General features: G+C 49.9%; 19 protein-coding genes. 13 read left to right on the top strand and 6 right to left on the bottom strand.

All coding sequences use genetic code 11. The features are described from left to right. Window positions 1-19: 19 nt before the first annotated feature. A complete protein-coding gene (locus AAKU64_RS06210; protein ID WP_354361849.1) occupies window positions 20-547 on the top strand; it encodes a (2Fe-2S)-binding protein in 528 nt (175 codons plus the stop codon). Further along, window positions 540-2,879 (top strand): xanthine dehydrogenase family protein molybdopterin-binding subunit, encoded by a 2,340-nt coding sequence (locus AAKU64_RS06205; RefSeq protein WP_354361847.1) that lies wholly within the window; start codon window positions 540-542, stop codon window positions 2,877-2,879. Before AAKU64_RS06210 ends, AAKU64_RS06205 begins: the two co-directional genes overlap by 8 nt. A gap of 233 nt (window positions 2,880-3,112) precedes the next feature. Here the strand turns inward: AAKU64_RS06205 and AAKU64_RS06200 are convergent, their stop codons facing one another. The 4 genes from AAKU64_RS06200 to AAKU64_RS06185 all read right to left on the bottom strand — a co-directional run bounded on the left by AAKU64_RS06200 (window position 3,113) and on the right by AAKU64_RS06185 (window position 5,529). After that, complete coding sequence (locus AAKU64_RS06200; protein ID WP_354361845.1) at window positions 3,113-3,730, bottom strand: DUF2946 family protein; 618 nt, start codon at window positions 3,728-3,730, stop codon at window positions 3,113-3,115. Window positions 3,731-3,747: 17 nt separating this feature from the next. Beyond that, the gene (locus tag AAKU64_RS06195; protein WP_354361843.1) at window positions 3,748-4,704 is read right to left on the bottom strand and encodes a YheT family hydrolase; all 957 of its coding nucleotides are present in this window, start codon (window positions 4,702-4,704) and stop codon (window positions 3,748-3,750) included. Between the two features lie 44 nt (window positions 4,705-4,748). Continuing rightward, a complete protein-coding gene (locus AAKU64_RS06190; RefSeq protein ID WP_322120030.1) occupies window positions 4,749-5,180 on the bottom strand; it encodes a YybH family protein in 432 nt (143 codons plus the stop codon). A gap of 136 nt (window positions 5,181-5,316) precedes the next feature. Further along, window positions 5,317-5,529 (bottom strand): zinc-finger domain-containing protein, encoded by a 213-nt coding sequence (locus AAKU64_RS06185; RefSeq protein WP_322120029.1) that lies wholly within the window; start codon window positions 5,527-5,529, stop codon window positions 5,317-5,319. Between the two features lie 302 nt (window positions 5,530-5,831). Here AAKU64_RS06185 and AAKU64_RS06180 point away from each other — a divergent pair, with 302 nt between their 5' ends. The 9 genes from AAKU64_RS06180 (at window position 5,832) to AAKU64_RS06140 (ending at window position 15,385) form a co-directional block, all read left to right on the top strand. Continuing rightward, entirely contained in the window at window positions 5,832-6,665 is an 834-nt protein-coding gene (locus AAKU64_RS06180; RefSeq protein ID WP_354361841.1) for an AzlC family ABC transporter permease, read from the top strand. Continuing rightward, window positions 6,662-6,985 carry an AzlD domain-containing protein gene (locus AAKU64_RS06175; RefSeq protein WP_354328756.1) on the top strand — a complete coding sequence of 108 codons (324 nt, stop codon included), beginning with the start codon at window positions 6,662-6,664 and terminating at the stop codon, window positions 6,983-6,985. The genes AAKU64_RS06180 and AAKU64_RS06175 overlap by 4 nt, the downstream gene beginning before the upstream one ends. 185 nt (window positions 6,986-7,170) lie before the next feature. After that, window positions 7,171-8,364 carry a phosphoglycerate kinase gene (locus tag AAKU64_RS06170; protein ID WP_354361839.1) on the top strand — a complete coding sequence of 398 codons (1,194 nt, stop codon included), beginning with the start codon at window positions 7,171-7,173 and terminating at the stop codon, window positions 8,362-8,364. 74 nt (window positions 8,365-8,438) lie between these two features. Beyond that, window positions 8,439-9,872: a pyruvate kinase gene (gene pyk, locus AAKU64_RS06165; RefSeq protein WP_354361837.1), complete on the top strand. Its 1,434-nt coding sequence runs from the start codon at window positions 8,439-8,441 to the stop codon at window positions 9,870-9,872. Window positions 9,873-9,993: 121 nt separating this feature from the next. Beyond that, a complete protein-coding gene (gene fba, locus AAKU64_RS06160) occupies window positions 9,994-11,058 on the top strand; it encodes a class II fructose-bisphosphate aldolase (RefSeq protein WP_322120024.1) in 1,065 nt (354 codons plus the stop codon). A gap of 102 nt (window positions 11,059-11,160) precedes the next feature. Continuing rightward, window positions 11,161-12,057: a phosphoribosylaminoimidazolesuccinocarboxamide synthase gene (locus AAKU64_RS06155; RefSeq protein WP_354361835.1), complete on the top strand. Its 897-nt coding sequence runs from the start codon at window positions 11,161-11,163 to the stop codon at window positions 12,055-12,057. 2 nt (window positions 12,058-12,059) lie between these two features. Continuing rightward, window positions 12,060-12,587 carry a 5-(carboxyamino)imidazole ribonucleotide mutase gene (gene purE, locus AAKU64_RS06150; RefSeq protein WP_354361833.1) on the top strand — a complete coding sequence of 176 codons (528 nt, stop codon included), beginning with the start codon at window positions 12,060-12,062 and terminating at the stop codon, window positions 12,585-12,587. Window positions 12,588-13,089: 502 nt separating this feature from the next. After that, window positions 13,090-14,295, top strand: coding sequence for a 5-(carboxyamino)imidazole ribonucleotide synthase (locus tag AAKU64_RS06145; RefSeq protein WP_354361831.1), 1,206 nt, complete (start codon window positions 13,090-13,092; stop codon window positions 14,293-14,295). 28 nt (window positions 14,296-14,323) lie between these two features. Continuing rightward, complete coding sequence (locus AAKU64_RS06140; RefSeq protein ID WP_354361829.1) at window positions 14,324-15,385, top strand: L-threonylcarbamoyladenylate synthase; 1,062 nt, start codon at window positions 14,324-14,326, stop codon at window positions 15,383-15,385. An 83-nt stretch (window positions 15,386-15,468) separates the two neighbouring features. Here AAKU64_RS06140 and AAKU64_RS06135 read toward each other — a convergent pair whose 3' ends face one another. Both AAKU64_RS06135 and AAKU64_RS06130 read right to left on the bottom strand, forming a co-directional pair. Further along, on the bottom strand, window positions 15,469-15,726 hold the full coding sequence (locus AAKU64_RS06135) for a SemiSWEET transporter (RefSeq protein WP_322120019.1): 258 nt from the start codon (window positions 15,724-15,726) through the stop codon (window positions 15,469-15,471). A 34-nt stretch (window positions 15,727-15,760) separates the two neighbouring features. After that, window positions 15,761-16,273 carry a flavin reductase family protein gene (locus AAKU64_RS06130; RefSeq protein WP_354328751.1) on the bottom strand — a complete coding sequence of 171 codons (513 nt, stop codon included), beginning with the start codon at window positions 16,271-16,273 and terminating at the stop codon, window positions 15,761-15,763. 173 nt (window positions 16,274-16,446) lie between these two features. Between AAKU64_RS06130 and AAKU64_RS06125 the strand changes: the two genes are divergently transcribed. Together AAKU64_RS06125 and miaB are read left to right on the top strand one after the other, a co-directional pair. Next, window positions 16,447-16,809 (top strand): hypothetical protein, encoded by a 363-nt coding sequence (locus tag AAKU64_RS06125; RefSeq protein ID WP_354361827.1) that lies wholly within the window; start codon window positions 16,447-16,449, stop codon window positions 16,807-16,809. Window positions 16,810-16,986: 177 nt separating this feature from the next. After that, window positions 16,987-18,330: a tRNA (N6-isopentenyl adenosine(37)-C2)-methylthiotransferase MiaB gene (gene miaB / locus AAKU64_RS06120; protein ID WP_354328750.1), complete on the top strand. Its 1,344-nt coding sequence runs from the start codon at window positions 16,987-16,989 to the stop codon at window positions 18,328-18,330. Window positions 18,331-18,382 lie beyond the last annotated feature (52 nt).

Raw genomic sequence — 18,382 nt, 5'->3', positions numbered from 1 at the left:
TTCGTGGAACGAGACCAGCATGAATAAATTGACCGTCAATGGTAAATCCGTCACCGTCGATGTTGATCCAGCGACGCCTTTGCTCTGGGTGATCCGGGATGAAATCGGTTTAAAAGGGACCAAGTTTGGTTGCGGTATAGGCATGTGTGGCGCCTGCACGGTGCATCTGGATGGCCGCGCTATTCGCTCTTGTATTACACCAGTCAGCGCCGTGACGGATGCGCAGATCACGACGATAGAAGGGCTGGGTGCGGGCTTGGGTGGAAGTGCCGGCTCCGGTGCAGACGGTCAGCATCCGCTGCAAATCGCATGGATAGCGACTCAGGCACCGCAGTGCGGTTATTGCCAGTCAGGACAAATTATGCAGGCGGCGACTTTATTAAAAGACTATCCGCACCCGACCGACGCCAATATTGACGCAGTAATGAGTGGCAATTTATGCCGCTGCATGGCGTATGTGAGGATTCGTAAAGCGATCAAGCTGGCTGCCGAAGGTACGCAAAGTACGAGTGTGCAAGAGACAAAACAGGAGCAGACCCATGCTTAATAAGTTACCCAAGGCTCTGTCCAATAAAGCGCAAGCAGACAATCAGCAAATATCTCTGCAGCGTCGCAGCTTTATGATCACCGCCGCCGGCGCTGGATTTACCCTGGCGTTTTTGCGGGCTGACATGTCATTTGCTGATACTGACTTGGCGGCTACAACGGGTACAAAATCTATTCTGCCGATGTTTGATCCCACCATCTGGTTTGAAATGGATCGTGATGGTCTGGTCACTGTGAATATCGCTAAGGCAGAAATGGGTCAGCATGTCGGTACCGCATTAGCGCGTATCGTCGCCGAAGAATTGGAAGTCAGCTGGGATGCCATCCGCTTACATTATGTAGACAGCGATCCTAAATGGGGCACCATGGTCACCGGTGGTAGCTGGTCGGTCTGGCAAAGTTTTGAGGCACTCAGCCGTGCCGGTGCCGCTGGTAGAATTGCGCTGATCGAAGAGGGCGCTAAACTCATGGGCGCGTCAGTAGATGCCTGTGAAGCACGCGACGGTGTTGTGCGTGCCGGTAGCAAGACGATATCGTATGCCGACATCATTCGCAAAGGCAATCTCAGTCGCAAATATTCACCAGAGCAACTCAAAGCCATCGTCCTTAAAACACCCGAGCAAAGGCGCTTGATTGGTCATGCTGATCTGACATTGCAAGCAATCGATATCCCCGCCAAAACCAATGGCAGTGCAGTGTACGGAATTGATGCTGTGATCGAGGGCATGGTCTACGCCAGACCGCGTTTGCCGCCTACACGCAATGGCTCCAAGGTCGTATCGATAGATGATTCTGCCGCTAAAGCGATCAAAGGGTATATCAAATCGATCGCATTAGACGATCCGTCAGACACGGTGCCTGGCTGGGTCATGGTGTTTGCTGATTCTTTTAGCGCTGCTAATCGCGCGGCAGAATTAGTCAATATTAAATGGAGCGCCGGTGCCGCTGCCACCGTATCAGAAGACGACATCATCGCGCATGGCACTAAGCTGATTGCCGATAAAGCAGTTGGTACGCTGGTCGTTGCTGATGGCGGTGTTGAAGATGCTTTTTCTAAAGCCAAGCAAACGCTGGAGCAAGATTACACCACCAGTACCGTGCTGCATTTTCAGTTAGAACCGGTCAACGCGGTCGCTCTATTTAAAGATGGCGTCTGGCATATTCATACCGGCAACCAGTGGCAATCGCTGATACTTCCAACTCTAGCTAAGGCACTCGGTGTGGCCGAAACCTCGGTCATATTGCATACCTATTTGTTAGGCGGCGGCTTTGGTCGTCGCTTAAATGGCGACTACGCCGTACCTGCTGCGCTGGCTGCTAAAGCGATAGGGCGTCCCGTCAAAATGCTTTGTACCCGCGCTGATGATGCTCGTTTTGATTCGCCCCGCTCGGCATCAATTCAGCATGTGCGGATGGCGTTTGGCGAGAATAATGCCGTGACAGCGATGGAGCATCATGCCTGCGCTGGTTGGCCTACACAGGTGATGATTCCCGCATTTTTAGCCAAGGGAAAAGATGGCAAACCTTACGATCCGTTTTCTATCTCTGGTGCTGATCATTGGTATACCGTTGGGGCGCATCGGGTACGGGCGATTTCCAATGATCTGGCGAACAGCACGTTTCGCCCGGGCTGGTTGCGATCAGTGGGACCTGGCTGGACTAACTGGGCGGTAGAGAGTTTTATGGACGAGGCAGCGCAGCTGATCAAGGCCGATCCGCTGACATTCAGATTATCGATGCTGGACGCCAAAGGGATCAACGCGGGCAGCGCACCGAACGCCGTTGGCGGTGCAGCGCGCTTGGCCAATGTACTTAAACGTGCTGCCGAAAAAGCGGGCTGGGGATCGGCAATGCCGCCGGATACCGGATTGGGCATCGCCAGCACCTTTGGGCAAGAGCGCGACATGCCAACCTGGACTGCGTGTGTAGCACGCGTCAAAGTAGACCGTAAAACAGGTATGGTCAAGGTGGAGAAACTCGTCATGGTGATTGACGCTGGCACCATCATTCATCCAGATGGCGCGCTGGCACAGGCAGAGGGTGGCGCTTTGTGGGGTGTGAGCATGGCATTACACGAGGGCACGACTTTTGTGAATGGTGAAGTCCGGGACACGAATTTAAATTCTTACACGCCTCTGCGGATGGCAGATGTCCCGGAGATGGAGTTTGAATTTGTCAGCAGTACAGAGACCGCAACTGGCATGGGCGAGCCACCGACAACGGTGGTGGCTCCCGCGATTGGCAATGCAATTTTTGCGGCGGTTGGCGTCAGAATGCGGCATTTACCGATGCGGGCAGAGGCGATTTTGGCGGCTTTGGGTAAAAAAGTTTAGGTAGCCAATTTTATTGTCTGGCACCCAGATAGCATGGCTTTTTTTGGGGTGAAACCTGAGAAATGACTAATGTGTTGAATATACTCCCCGGAAAATTTTTAAAATATGCCGTATTGTCCAATGATTATTTGGACGATTAAAATATACATATAGGGAGTATATTTATGGAGAAATTGATCAATGGCCGTTGAATCGGCTTGAATTACGCTACAAAGTAGCGTTGTCAATCGCTCTCAGTCAGCCTCAGGCGAACTGACATAATGGAATTCTGCCATCAAGCCGGACAAACTCCCTCGCTTGATCGGCACGGCAACTTGTCCTGGTGCTTGCAGTTCAAGCGCGGTTGGATGTGCCGACGCAAGATCATTCCCAGCGCTATCCAGCCATGTCATCAGCGACTCATCACTGACTGGTTGACCGTTCAGTTTGATCCATTCCAGGCAGCTTGCCATATCTCTGTCATCAACTTGCGCCAGCAGCTGATCTGCCGCTAGCAAAAATAATGTCCCTTGCTGACTCAGATAGGCGTGCTGTAAATGAGTCAGCGGCTCGCCGGTGTGCAAGACCAAACCTTGCGGCGTTACTCTGGCGATATACGGCGTTGCTTCCAGATCCAGATAGACCCGTTGCGGACCGTTTTGAAAATACCAGCGACCTTGCTCATCATGCTGATAATTACGATTGATAAAACCGAGCAAGGCAGCGTTGACGATCTTATCGCCTGGCAAATGCTGCGCTTGCGCGCGCTCATCCCGCATGCGCCAGTGGCCACGCGCATCCAAGGCCAGCCAGCCGAAGCAATGCGGTACATTCGGCCATTTTTGTAATGCGGCTTTGACGATGTCATCCATGAGCTACCTTCAAAATTCTAACGACCCCGTTCAAAGAAATGCAATATTTTTTCTGGCAGCCAATGCAAACTGCCAGGTGGTTTGCCCACTGCAAAGCCGACATGGCCACCATGTTTAGGGTAGTCTAGCGTAACATGTGACGAGGCCTTGTGCGGTAAATGGTGACCAGGTAAAAACGGGTCATTCAGCGCATTCATCACTAGTGTCGGTACACGGATATCGGGCAATACATGTTTGGCGCTGGCGCGATTCCAGTAGTCGTCGGTATCCAGATAGCCATGCAAAGGTGCGGTGACCACGTTATCGAATTCATATAAATTTTTGGCAGCAAGCAGCGCGTTGCGATTGAATAAGCCTGGAAACTGGTCCAGTTTTTTCAGACACTTTGGCTTCAGTGTTTTTAAAAACATCCGCGTGTACAGCATATTAAAACCGCTGGATAAAGACGCGCCGCCTTGCGCCAGATCCAACGGTGCTGAGATCGACACAGCAGCATCGACAATTGCCGCCTGATCCGGTGATTCACCCAGCCAGCGCAGCAAGGCGTTACCGCCTAGCGAGACACCGGCGGCGTAGAATTTACCACCGGGATGTTGCGTGCTATAGGCTGCTTGCAGACGTTGAATTACCCAGGCAATTTCTTGCGCATCGCCAGAGTGATAAAAGCGTGGCGCTTGATTTAATTCGCCAGAGCAGCCGCGAAAATGCGGCACCGCGCCGGACCAGCCCCGTTCTTTAACCAGTGCCATCAGCGCCCGTGCGTAGTGGCTGTCGCTAGAGCCTTCGAGGCCGTGGAACAGCACGACAAACGGCTGTCCGGCCTGACCGTCAACAAAGTCCACATCGATAAAATCACCATCAGGCGTGTCCCAGCGCTCGCGCCGGAAATCGACTTTGGGTTTGTTGATGTACAGGGCAGGGTAGATGGTTTGTAAGTGGCCGGACGGCAGCCATTTTGGAGCGTTGTACTTCATGTGTTTAGGTTTAGCCTGACTGATACAAAAATTTGATGTTCCCTTTAATGCAGCACGCTTGCTTTAAATAAATCTAAAGGTGCTTTTCCCGAGGCAACCGAGGCATGGTGTGCAGTAATCCGCCAGCCACGCGGGGTTTTGACATACACGTTGGTGGCTAAAATATGCACGTCCGGTGCAACATCATTATGTTGCTGCACGTTCTCGATAATATTGTGTACCGCTGTCAGCATATTGTGCGAGGCATGCAATTGGGCTGGACGGATGTGCACGCTGCCGCGCTCAAAAATCGCTTCCCAAGATGTGCGTATTGCCGCATGCCCGATCAATCTGGGGCCACCGGGATGGATGCAGACGATTTCCTCATCCTCCGCCCACAATGCCATCAAGGCATCCAGATCAGCGCGACTGATTGCGTCATAAAAGGCGCTTTCAATCTCGTCGGCACTTCCGTTCAATTGCTTTTTAGCTGGCATGATGGATTCTGTTTGAGGTTGTCGGCGAGGATGATGATAAATGATACTGGATAGGGGTATGTGGAAAAAATATCATATTGTTCAATCATTCTATGGAGTATTGAGCTATCAATGCCTATACTCCCTGATTTTCATATTAATGCGCTTTTAAAACAGTGCCCGGCGCTAATTTATATTGGGTGCCGCAATAAGAGCAAGTCGCTGAGCCACCATGGGATAAATCCAGATAAACCCGTGGGTGGGAGGACCATAAGGGCATCGCCGGATTTGGGCAGTGCGCAGGTAAATCCTTGGCTTGTAATTCGACGACAGCGGCTGGGGTTTTAGTTGGGGATGTGGTTGCAGACATAAAATTCTCCTGAGGTAAGACTTACACAAAAATGCTCCAGCTGCGTTGCAGCGACGGGTTTTAGTTACTTAGGGTACTAAAGTACTGCCTTTGTCGCTGCGCCTTGCCGGGACAATTTTATGCAAGTCTTTTAAATATACAAACTATGCAAAGTCCCATGATTTTAACGGATTGCGGCGTCTGTGCCTTGCGGTTTTTAGAAGTTTCCCCTTCGATGGCGGAAGTGATTTAGCGATTGCTGTCAGCATTGATTGGCTATCGTCGTTAAAATAAGTACCTTTTCTGATTTTTCAAAGCCCTCCATGAGTTTTCAATCTAAGCAACACGCCTTCCGCGAGGGACTTAAAATCGGCGTGCCAAGTTTGTTTGGGATTGGTGCATGGGGTTTGGTGGTGGGCGTTGCCATGATCAAAGCGGGTTTAACCGTGCCACAAGCTATTGGCATGACGCTGCTGGTGTTTGCCGGTTCTGCGCAACTCGCGTCTTTGCCTTTGATCGCTGTGCATGCACCCATCTGGGTTATTTTCGCCACGGCCTTGGTTGTTAATCTGCGATTTGTGATTTTTTCTGCGATTCTGGCACCACATTTCTCTCGCTTGCCTTTGCGGGTGCGCGCTTATCTGGGTTATTTTTCCGGTGACGTGTCGGTGGCATTTTTTATGCTGCGCTTTCCCCATTCTGATGTTCAGGAAGAAGTATCGTCTGAGCAATCAGTGGTGACACTTGAAAACAAGCTCGCCTATCTAAAGGGTCTGATCATGCCAAACTGGTCGGCATGGCAAATCGGGTCGCTGATCGGTATTTTACTGGGTAGTCAGGTGCCGATGAGCTGGGGATTGGGCTTTGCCGGTACGCTGGCAATCCTGTGCATTATGTTACCGCTGGTGATGAATAAGGCTGCCCTGGCAGGTGTGGTCGTGGCTAGTGTGGTTGCCTTGGTAAGCGTTAATTTTCCTTACAAGCTGGGACTGCTGATCGCCGTCATTGTGGGGATGATCACTGCCATGGTGGTGGAAGAGTGGCTGGAAACAATGCATAAGATTGATGCTAAGACTGACACTAAGACGGAAATTCAGACTGAAATTCAGCCCAAGACCGCCGCGCAATCTGTTGCCACCAACGAGGAGAAACGATGAGCGACCTTGAAATCTGGCTGGTTATTTTTGCATTGGCTGTTGCGACTTTTATTGCCCGCAGTACGTTTTGGCTGGTCGGGCATCACATTAATTTGCCAAAACGGGTACAAGAAGCCTTACGTTATGCGCCTGCCTGCGCCTTGGCAGCGATCATTGTGCCGGATGTGTTGCTTAGCAACGGCCAGTTATCGTTTGCGCTCGATAACCCTAAATTAATCGCTGCCATCGCCGCAGGTGGTTTCTTTCTGGTTAAACGAAATATGTTACTAACGATTTTCTTTGGGATGGCGGTGTACACCTATGTACGATTGGGATTGTGATTTTAATAGGACTTACGCAAAAATGCCCCAGCCGCGTTGCAGCGACAATTTTGCGTAAGCCCTATTTAATTGCAAATTTGCAATAAAGTGCACTAATTCCAGCTAAAAACGGTGTAGTCGGCGACGGGTGTTTGGTAGAATACGGGACTTAGATTTTTCTCCCACCTCTTTCATTCGCCAACTCCATGCAATTTAATCGACTCAGCGACCTGATCGCCGCCAATCAACTCCAGGGCAAACGTGTATTTATTCGGGCGGATCTCAATGTGCCGCAGGATGATCATGGCAACATCACAGAAGATACGCGTATTCGCGCCTCGGTTCCGGCGATACAACAAGCCTTAAAAGCCGGTGCAGCAGTGATGGTGACTTCGCATTTAGGACGTCCAACGGAAGGGGAGTTCAAACCTGCTGACAGTCTGGCACCGGTTGCCGTGCGTTTATCCGAGCTGCTGGGTGTGACTGTCGAGCTGAAACAAAATTGGTTGGATGGCGTGGATGTCGCGGCAGGACAAATCGTTTTGCTGGAAAATTGCCGCGTCAATCTAGGTGAAAAAAAGAACGACGATGCGCTGGCGCAAAAAATGGCAGCGTTGTGCGATGTCTATGTGAATGACGCGTTCGGCACTGCCCATCGCGCAGAAGCGACGACACACGGTATTGCAAAATACGCCAAAGTCGCTTGTGCTGGCCCTTTGTTGTCCGCTGAGCTAGACGCATTGGGTAAAGCGCTAGGTCATCCTGCACGTCCTCTGGTGGCAATCGTCGCGGGTTCTAAAGTCTCTAGCAAACTCACGATACTCAAATCGCTGGCGGACAAAGTTGACAACCTGATCGTCGGTGGAGGCATTGCTAATACTTTCATGCTGGCAGCTGGTTTAAAGATCGGCAAATCACTGGCAGAAGCGGATCTGGTGGATGAAGCCAAAGCCATTATCGATATGATGGCAAAACGCGGCGCATCGGTGCCTATTCCTACCGATGTTGTTTGCGCTAAAGAATTTTCTCCGACGGCTATTGCTACCGTTAAGTCCGTCAATGACGTTGAGGACGATGACATGATTCTGGATATTGGTCCAGTCACTTCTGCCTTACTGGCGGCGCAAATCAAACAAGCTGGCACCATCGTCTGGAACGGTCCGGTCGGCGTATTTGAGTTTGATCAGTTTGGTAACGGCACCAAAGTGCTGGCGCAGGCGATTGCAGACTCTAAGGGCTTTTCCATCGCTGGCGGTGGCGACACTTTGGCCGCGATTGCAAAATATCAGATCACAGACAAAATTGGTTATATCTCTACTGGCGGCGGTGCTTTCCTCGAATTTTTGGAAGGTAAAACCTTGCCAGCGGTCGATATTTTATTGCAACGAGCAGCAAAGTAATCAAATTAAGCAAGATGATCAAGTTGTAAGGCAAGGTAAAAAACTAAAAACCGATATCAATATCAGGAGACCAGATGGCACGCGGAACCAAGATTGTTGCAACGATAGGCCCAGCTTCCAGTGATTTGGCGACACTCAAGCGCATGCTGCAAGCGGGTGTCAATGTAGTACGTCTGAATTTTTCGCATGGCAAGGCGCAAGATCACATTGATCGCGCGACTCTGGTGCGCCAGGCCGCGACAGAGTGCGGTCGTGAGATCGCCATCATGGCGGATCTGCAAGGTCCAAAAATCCGTATCGGTAAGTTTGAAAACAGCAAAATTGAGATCGCTAACGGCGACAAGTTTATTTTGGATGCCGATTGTGGCATGGGTAATCAAGAGCGCGTTGGTCTCGATTACAAAGCCTTGCCACGTGACGTCAAGCCAGGCGACGTGTTGTTGCTCAATGATGGTCTGATCGTTTTAATCGTCGATAAAATTATTGGTAATGAAATTCACACGATTACTAAAATTGGTGGTGAGCTATCCAATAACAAAGGTATCAATCGCCAGGGCGGTGGTTTAACTGCCCCTGCTTTGACTGCCAAAGATATGGAAGATATTAAGACCGCGATGTCGTTTCGGGCAGACTACATTGCCGTGTCCTTTCCTAAAAACGCGACTGATATGGAAATGGCGCGCCAGTTATCTAATATTGCTGGTGAGGCTTATGGTCATAAGCCGATGATGATCGCTAAGATCGAACGCGCAGAAGCGATCCCGTTATTGCAGGAAATTCTCGACTCATCCGATGGCATCATGGTAGCGCGCGGCGATCTGGCAGTAGAAGTAGGTAATGCAGCTGTGCCTGCCCTGCAAAAACGCATGATCAAAATGGCGCGTGCTTCTAACAAATTAGCCATCACCGCAACACAGATGATGGAGTCGATGATTTTTAATGCGGTACCTACTCGTGCAGAAGTATCCGATGTCGCTAATGCCGTGTTGGATGGCACGGATGCTGTGATGACTTCCGCAGAGACCGCATCTGGTAAATATCCGGTAGAAACAGTCGAGGCAATGGCAGCGATTTGTGTCGAGGCGGAAAAATTCCAGGAGTGCAAACTGGATGCAGATTTTTTGAATCAGACCTTTACCCGGATTGATCAGTCTATCGCTTACGGTGCCTTATTCACCGCATATCACTTACGCGTAAAAGCGATTGTGGCGCTGACTGAATCCGGCTCCACCGCGCTGTGGATGAGTCGTCACAATATTGATATTCCTTTATTTGCACTGACGCCGAGTATCGCGACTCAGCGCAAAGTAGCTTTATATCGTAATGTAGAAACCTATACTTTGCCGCATTCAAGCGACCGCGAAGCCGTATTGAAATCGGCAGAAACTATCTTGCTGCAAAACGGCATCGTCACCAAAGGTGACATGATCGTTGTTACCTGGGGCGAGCCTATGGGGCAGGTTGGCGGAACCAATGCACTGAAAATCGTCAAAGTCGGAGATCATTAATTCTCGAATTAATTCTCTGTCAGCTTGAATGATTTTTTAATGCGGCATTGAGGTTTTTAATTCGAGGTTTTTAATTCTATATTTTTAATTCAAGATTTTTAATCGTACTCTGGAGTAAATTATGCCACTCGTATCTATGCGCCAATTGCTGGATCACGCCGCTGAAAATGGCTACGGCTTACCAGCATTTAATGTCAATAATCTGGAGCAAGTCACTGCCATCATGCAAGCAGCTGATGAAGTCGGCGCGCCCGTTATTATGCAAGCCTCCGCCGGTGCGCGTAAATATGCTGGCGAAGCTTTTCTGCGCCATCTGATCGAAGCTGCGGTAGAAGCGTATCCGCACATCCCGGTAGTGATGCATCAAGATCATGGCCAGTCGCCAGCAATTTGTATGGCAGCGATTAAATCGGGCTTTACATCGGTGATGATGGACGGTTCATTGATGGAAGACGGCAAGAGCGTTGCCAGCTACGAATATAACGTCGAAGTCTCGCGTGAAGTCGTCAAATTCTCGCACTCAATTGGCGTCACGGTAGAAGCAGAACTGGGCGTACTCGGCTCACTGGAAACCATGATGGGCGACAAAGAAGATGGCCACGGAGCCGACGGTAAAATGACCCGTGAACAATTGCTGACTGACGTCGATCAGGCCGCTGATTTCGTCAAGCAAACACAATGCGACGCATTGGCAATTGCAATCGGTACCTCACACGGTGCGTACAAATTTTCTCGTAAGCCTACCGGTGATATTCTGGCAATTGACCGCATCAAAGAAATCCACGCACGTATTCCGAATACCCATCTGGTAATGCACGGCTCCTCTTCAGTGCCACAAGAACTGCTGGAAGAAATTCGCCAGTTTGGTGGCGATATGAAAGAAACCTACGGCGTACCAGTAGAAGAAATCGTGATCGGTATCCAGCATGGCGTGCGTAAAATCAATATTGATACCGACATCCGTTTAGCAATGACCGGCGCAATCCGTCGTTATTTGTTTGAGAATCCAGGCAAGTTCGATCCGCGCGACTATCTTAAGCCAGCACGCGAAGCCGCTAAACTGGTCTGCAAAGCGCGTTATTTGTCATTTGGCTGCGAAGGTCAGGCAGCAAAGATCAAGCCTATGCCTTTGGAAAAAATTGCTGAACAATACAAAAAAGGTAGCCTGGCTCAGTTGGTTAAATAAGCCGGTAACTACTTAAGCAAAATCAGTGCAGCAAATCAGTAAATTAATTTGAAAAAGACGGGGCGCACAGTGCGCCCTGCGTACTTTTAAAAAGTAAATATTATGACGACGCAAATCAATTCCACTCTGCATTCCTTACCGCTGCTAGGCCGCGGGAAAGTCCGTGACAACTACGCTGTCGGCGACGACAAACTCCTGATCGTCACTAGCGATCGTTTGTCCGCGTTTGATGTGATCATGAATGAACCGATTCCTGAGAAAGGTCGCGTACTCAATCAGATGGCCAATTTCTGGTTTGAAAAACTCGGACATATCGTGCCAAATCATCTGACTGGTATTGCGCCGGAAAGCGTTGTCGCTGCTGAAGAAGTGGAGCAAGTGCGTGGTCGTGCGGTCGTGGCAAAACGCCTGAAACCCATCATGGTAGAAGCGGTTGTGCGCGGCTACATTATCGGTTCTGGCTGGAAAGATTATCAGGATACCGGTGCGATCTGCGGCATCACACTTCCAGCAGGTTTGCCACAGGCAGCAAAATTGCCTGCACCAATTTTTACCCCAGCGGCAAAAGCAGAAATGGGTGAGCATGATGAGAACATCAGCTACGCCAAAACAGAAGAGCTGATCGGTAAAGAACTCGCCGCAAAAATCCGCGACATCAGTATTCAGTTGTACACCGAGGCCGCAGAATATGCTGCTTCTCGTGGCATCATCATTGCGGATACCAAGTTTGAATTTGGTCTGGACGACGGCGGCGTGTTGCATTTGATGGATGAGGTTTTGACCGCAGATTCGTCCCGTTTCTGGCCAGCAGATTCGTACGCGACTGGTATATCACCACCGTCATTTGACAAGCAATTTGTGCGCGACTATCTGGAAACGATTACGAGTTGGAAAAAGACAGCGCCAGCACCAGCCCTGCCAGAAGCCGTCATTGCTAAGACTGCCGCAAAGTATCGTGAGGCACTGGAACGTCTGACTGGCGAAACGTTGAAGGCCTAATCATGAATCAATCAAGTAACGAGTCAACATCGCAATCATTGTCGATATCTCCGATCATCGGTATCGTCATGGGCTCTTCCTCCGATTGGGATGTGATGCAACATGCCGTCGCTGTTCTGAAAGAGTTTGGCATCCCTTATGAAGCGCAGGTCGTCTCTGCGCATCGCATGCCGGATGAGATGTTTGCCTATGCAGAAACTGCCAGAGCACGCGGGCTGCGCGCCATCATCGCCGGTGCTGGTGGTGCGGCACATTTGCCTGGCATGATCGCTGCAAAAACTATCGTCCCAGTGTTGGGTGTGCCTGTGCCATCAAAATATCTGCGCGGTGAAGATTCTTTGCTGTCGATTGTGCAAATGCCAAAAGGGATTCCGGTAGCGACGTTTGCCATTGGTGAAGCGGGTGCTGCTAACGCCGCACTGGCAGCGATTGCTATGTTGGCGACAACCGATGGAGATTTAGCACAAAAGCTGTTGGATTTTCGCCTGAAGCAAACACAAGTAGCACGTGACATGGTGTTGCCTGCTTAGTGTGTTTGTATGTGTTTGTATGAGTTGGTGTGGGTTGGTGTGGGTTGGTATAAGTTTATATTTGATGCGCCCGAGGCTAAATCACAGCGAAGTAATATTCAATTCATAATGCGAAATTAAAGGATTCGTCATTCCATTGCAGGCTGGAATCCAGCGAGGTACAGATGCAAAAAGATCAGACCAGATGCTGAATTTTACTATTGCGCGGACGATGAAGCCAGCAAGCTTTTTTTGCCTTTAAATAATACTCCCATAGTGTATTTTTAATTGTCTAGAGAATCACTGGACAGTCAGCCATATTTTGTAAATTTGGTGGGGAGTATATGATGCTTTGCATGGTTTCTCGCCAAATTATCGGATGTCGTGATGTGGTTGATCATCGCTTTGTTGCTACGCCGTAGTGCGAGTTTGTGTACTCTTTGTGTGCTGCTTGTGCGCACCTTTAATCCTGTTTTGACATTCAAATTCCGTTTTAGATTACGTTTTATATTTGCCTAACATCATGACTATCGATACCCAAACAACTCCGCGCCATCCCCTGTTACCGAACACCGAGCAAAGCTGTCTTGGCATTTTAGGTGGTGGGCAACTCGGGCGCATGTTTGCGCATGCCGCACAAACCATGGGCTATCAGGTCGCCGTATTGGAGCCAGAAGCGGGTTGTCCAGCGGGTCAGGTCGCCGAGCATCATATCCAGGCTGCGTATGACGACCCCGCCGGTCTAGCCGCATTACGCAAGCTGACCGGTGCAGTCACGACTGAGTTTGAAAACGTCCCTGCCAATAGTTTGACGATGCTGGCGCAAGACGGTTTCGTTGCTCCGTCTGGCGCTTGTGTTTCGGTTGCACAAGATCGTTTGCAAGAGAAAGATTTTTTCACCCGCTGTGCCATGCACACGGGCGTATTTCCGGCACCGCATGCACGTATCGAGAATCAGGACGATGTTGCTCTAATCAGCGAGGATTTATTACCCGGTATTTTAAAAACCGTACGCATGGGTTACGACGGCAAAGGTCAGGTCAGAGTGCGTAACCGGGATGAGTTGGCGCAAGCCGTCGCCGGTATGAACGGCCAACTCTGCGTATTAGAAAAAATGCTGCCGCTCGCATATGAAGTATCCGTGTTGGTCGCGCGCGGTGTTGATGGGCAAGCCGTGGTGTATCCGATTGCAGAGAATGTCCATCGCGATGGAATCTTGTTCACCACCACTGTCCCAAGTCCAAATGTGACGGATGGCGTAGCGCAAATTGCGCAAAAAGCGGCATTGGATATCATCGCCCAGCTAGCGTATGTCGGCGTCTTGTGCATAGAATTTTTTGTGCTGCAAGATGGCTCTCTGGTCGTCAATGAAATGGCACCACGCCCCCATAATAGCGGTCACTACACCATCAATGCCTGCGTCACCAGTCAGTTTGAACAGCAGGTGAGGGCATTGGCGCAATTGCCCTTAGGTAATGTACGTCAGCATTCGCCAGCGGTGATGTTAAATATTTTAGGCGACGTCTGGTTTGAAGGTGATGCTGTCAATCCACGCGAACCCGCCTGGGACAAACTACTCGCCTTGCCGGGTACGCATTTGCATTTATATGGCAAATCTGAAGCGCGACGCGCACGTAAAATGGGGCACGTCACCTTTGTTGCACCCAAGTTGGCGGACGCACAAGCGACGCTGGCACTTGCTTGCGACATTCTTGGCATTGCTAACTAATGTCAGACGAGTTTAAGATCAAATTACGATGAATAGCGAGACTAATTCAGCGATGTCAGCAACACTAACAGCAATGATCACCACAATAGAAACAGCCGCCCGGCAGCTGGAGTCTGGGCAACTGGTCGCCTTCCCGACCGAGACCGTATACGGCCTTGGTGCCGACGCAGAAAATCCCTCCGCCGTGGCAGCCATTTATGCCGCCAAAGGTCGTCCTGCTAATCATCCCGTGATCGTACATCTGGCGCCAGACGCGGACATTCACTACTGGGCTAAAGATATTCCGGTCGAGGCGCATCAGCTGATCTCCGCATTCTGGCCGGGACCATTGACCTTGATTTTGAAGCGTGCCGCGCATATCCCCGACGCGGTGTCTGGCGGTCAGGATTCGATAGGAATACGTTGTCCTTCGCATCCGGTTGCACAGCAGTTGTTACGCGCGTTTAAGAATGGCAAAGGTGGCATCGCAGCGCCATCGGCAAATAAATTCGGTCATGTTAGTCCAACCACAGCCCAGCATGTGCAAGATGAATTTCCAGCAGAGATTGCGAACCACGTGATCGCAGCAGTGTTAGACGGTGGTCAGAGTGAAGTCGGGATTGAGTCAACGATTTTGGATTTGACTCGACTCGCAACCCACGGCCCAGTGTTATTGCGTCCCGGGCATATCTCTGCCACCGAACTGGCAGGCGTACTAGGAATACAGCCATCCGCGCCTGATATCACCGCACCAAGAGCGTCGGGTACCTTGGATGCACACTATGCGCCAAACACGCCGGTTGTTTTAATCGCAGAAAACGCGTTGGAATTGACCATTCAGCAATTGCTGGATAGCGGCAAAAAAGTAGCGGTCATGCGCTACCAGGAACACGTTCAGCAAAACGTGCAGGCATTAAAAGTGATCGTTGCTGATCCGTCAGCGTATGCACATGATTTGTACGCTGGTTTACGTGAGCTGGATGCCGCGCATGCCGATGTGATTTTGGTAGAAATGCTGCCGGATGAGACTGCCTGGCAAGGCGTGAATGATCGTTTGCGCCGCGCAGCATTTGATTCGCGTGAGGTATTACAAACGCTGCTGGCTAATTGAATAAATGGGGCTGACCTAGCTTATTTGGCTTACGAGCTAGCTTATGGGTTTGCTTGACCAAGGTTTCACAGAAACCTTGCCGATTATTTATACAGCAGCTTCATCACCAGAATAAAGATTGCCAACACCAAGGTAATAAAATTGGCGATGATGATAGGCAGAGCGTTCAGCATCAAACCATACGCCAGCCACATCGCAATCCCGCCTACCAGAATGATGTACATGCCTAGCGATACTCCATCAGCCCGCTTACGACGCCAGGTCATCCATGCTTGGGGAATAAAGGCAGTTGTCGTCATGCTGGCGGCAATATAACCGATCAGGTCAGTCAGTTGAGGCATCATTTACTTGGCAGTATTGGTATGGTTGGTCTGGCTACAATGTGGACTGCGGCGGCAAAAACTGACCAGAATGATAAATTAGTGGCGCTTGCGGAGTAAATTCGCAATGCTCCACTTCACCGACAAAAATCACATGGTCACCTTCTGGATAGCGGCTGCGATTATGACACTCAAACCAAGCGGATGCACCAACTAAAATAGGATGTCCGGTGCGCGACAAACGATACTCAACGCCGTCGAACCGGTCTTTTTTGCGACTGGCAAATTGTTCCGCCAGCCTGGCCTGTTCGGATGACAAAATATTCACAACATAGTGAGAATTGCCGCTAAAGGCATCCATACTACTTGAGGTATTTGCCAGACTCCACAACACTAGCGGCGGATCGAGCGAAACTGAATTGAAGGAGCTGGCAGTCAGGCCTAAAAAAGTCCCGTCTGCCAGACGAGTCGTAATCACCGTCACGCCAGTCGCAAACTGCGACAAAGCCTGACGAAAGTGGGGAGTATCAAATTCGCGCTTAGCGGCGCGGGGGGAGCGAGTATGCATCGTGTTTCCAGATTTATTTTGGGCATTATGCCAAATAAGTCACCCAGACGTCAGCGTAACAAGCGGTTCAGCCCGCATGTGTTAAACTTGCGCCCTCAAAAGACCCTGCAAACGACCTTGCAGAATTTGCATAAGTTGTTGATTTGTTTGTCTATTTTGGAAGAGCTAATCCTATGTTGAGAATGCCTGTATTTTCCCTGCTGCGACGTTGTTGCGCAATGATGTTATTGGGTAGTTTAAGCTTGGTTTTGAGTGTGGCGCATGCCGATCCGCGCACTTTTCCTACTGGTACCAAGCGTGGTGTATTAACTGCCTCTGCCTACCCTGACATTGTGATTGATGGCAAGGTTCAGGTTACCCGGCCTTCTACCCGTATTTTTAACGAACTAGGTTTGCTGGTATTGCCCGCTACTTTGCCGAACGCCACCTTAAAGATTAATTATCTTGCGAATGAGTATGGTGAGATAGAGCGTATCTGGATTTTGACTGTGCAAGAAGCGAATGTGGATATAAGCAAACAACTAAAGCAAAACTAATGGGATTTCTAAAAACCTCTTACCCGAGCGCATCGCGTTGTTGCAAAGCCTCGCAATACCGACGTATTGCTATGTTTTGCGCCTAGCGCTGCATCTCGATTAAGAGGTTTTTAGAAGCTCCCCAAAGCAAAACTAAAACAAAACTAAATAAGTAATATTAAGAAGAATCAAACCGTCATGCCAAAAAAAGTATTTATTAAAACCTTCGGTTGTCAGATGAACGAGTATGACTCGGATAAGATGAACGATGTGCTCCATGCCTCCGAAGGTATGATCAAAACTGATAAAGCAGAAGATGCTGATGTCATTCTGCTCAACACGTGCAGCGTGCGTGAAAAAGCCTCTGAAAAAGTGTTTTCTGATCTGGGTCGTTTGCGTGAACTTAAGCGTAACAAGCCTGATCTGATTATCGGTGTCGGTGGCTGCGTCGCCTCGCAAGAAGGTGCAGCGATTATCAAGCGTGCGCCTTATGTTGACGTGGTGTTTGGTCCGCAAACTTTACATCGTTTGCCACAATTGCTGAATGATCGTCGTACCAGCGGACGTTCGCAAGTCGATATTAGTTTTCCTGAAATTGAAAAATTCGATCATTTGCCGCCTGCCAAAGTAGAAGGCGCGACTGCATTTGTGTCGATCATGGAAGGTTGCAGCAAGTATTGCAGTTATTGCGTTGTACCTTACACGCGTGGTGAAGAAGTCTCGCGTCCGTTTAATGATGTTCTGGCAGAAGTTGCCGGGCTGGCAGAGCAGGGCGTCAAAGAGATTTCGCTGCTGGGCCAAAACGTCAATGCGTATCGCGGCAAAATGGACGATGGCGAAATCGCCGACTTTGCGCTGTTGCTGGAATATATTGCCGAGTTCCCGCAGATTGAACGTATTCGTTTTGTCACCAGCCATCCTAAAGAATTTAACCAGCGCCTGATCGATGCGTTTGCCAAGATTCCTAAAATTGCGAATCATGTTTTCTTGCCGGCACAGCATGGCTCGGATCGTATCTTGTCCGCGATGAAACGTGGCTATACAGCGATTGAATACAAGTCTGTCCTGCGCCGCCTGCGCGCGGTGCGTCCTGATATTTCAGTCTCGTCTGATTTTATCGTTGGCTTCCCCGGCGAGACGCAAGAGGATTTTGATGCCTTGATGAAGTTGATTGACGACATCGGTTTCGATAACAGCTTTAGCTTTATTTTCAGCAAACGCCCAGGTACGCCGGCGGCCAGTCTGGCCGACGACACACCGCATGAACTCAAGCTAAAACGCCTGCAACACCTGCAAGCGGTGATCGACAGCAATACCAAAAAATATAGTAATGCAATGATAGGTACAGTGCAGCGTATTCTGGTCGAAGGGCCATCGGTTAAAGACCCGAATGAACTGCAAGGCCGTTCTGAGAACAATCGTGTAGTCAACTTTGCCGGGCCAGCAAGCCTGATAGGCCAATTGGTGAATACCCGGATTACAGAATCGTACAACTACTCCTTGCGCGGCGAATTAATGACCGAGATGCTGGAAGTCAATTGAGCTGACACAGATATCGTAAACACTCGATTAACCTGACATCAGAACCGTACTA

The organism is Undibacterium sp. GrIS 1.8, from assembly GCF_040544445.1.
Lineage (GTDB): Bacteria > Pseudomonadota > Gammaproteobacteria > Burkholderiales > Burkholderiaceae_D > Undibacterium.
Note: the sequence above shows the minus strand (reverse complement) of the source record. Positions and strands in the feature narration are given on the sequence as shown.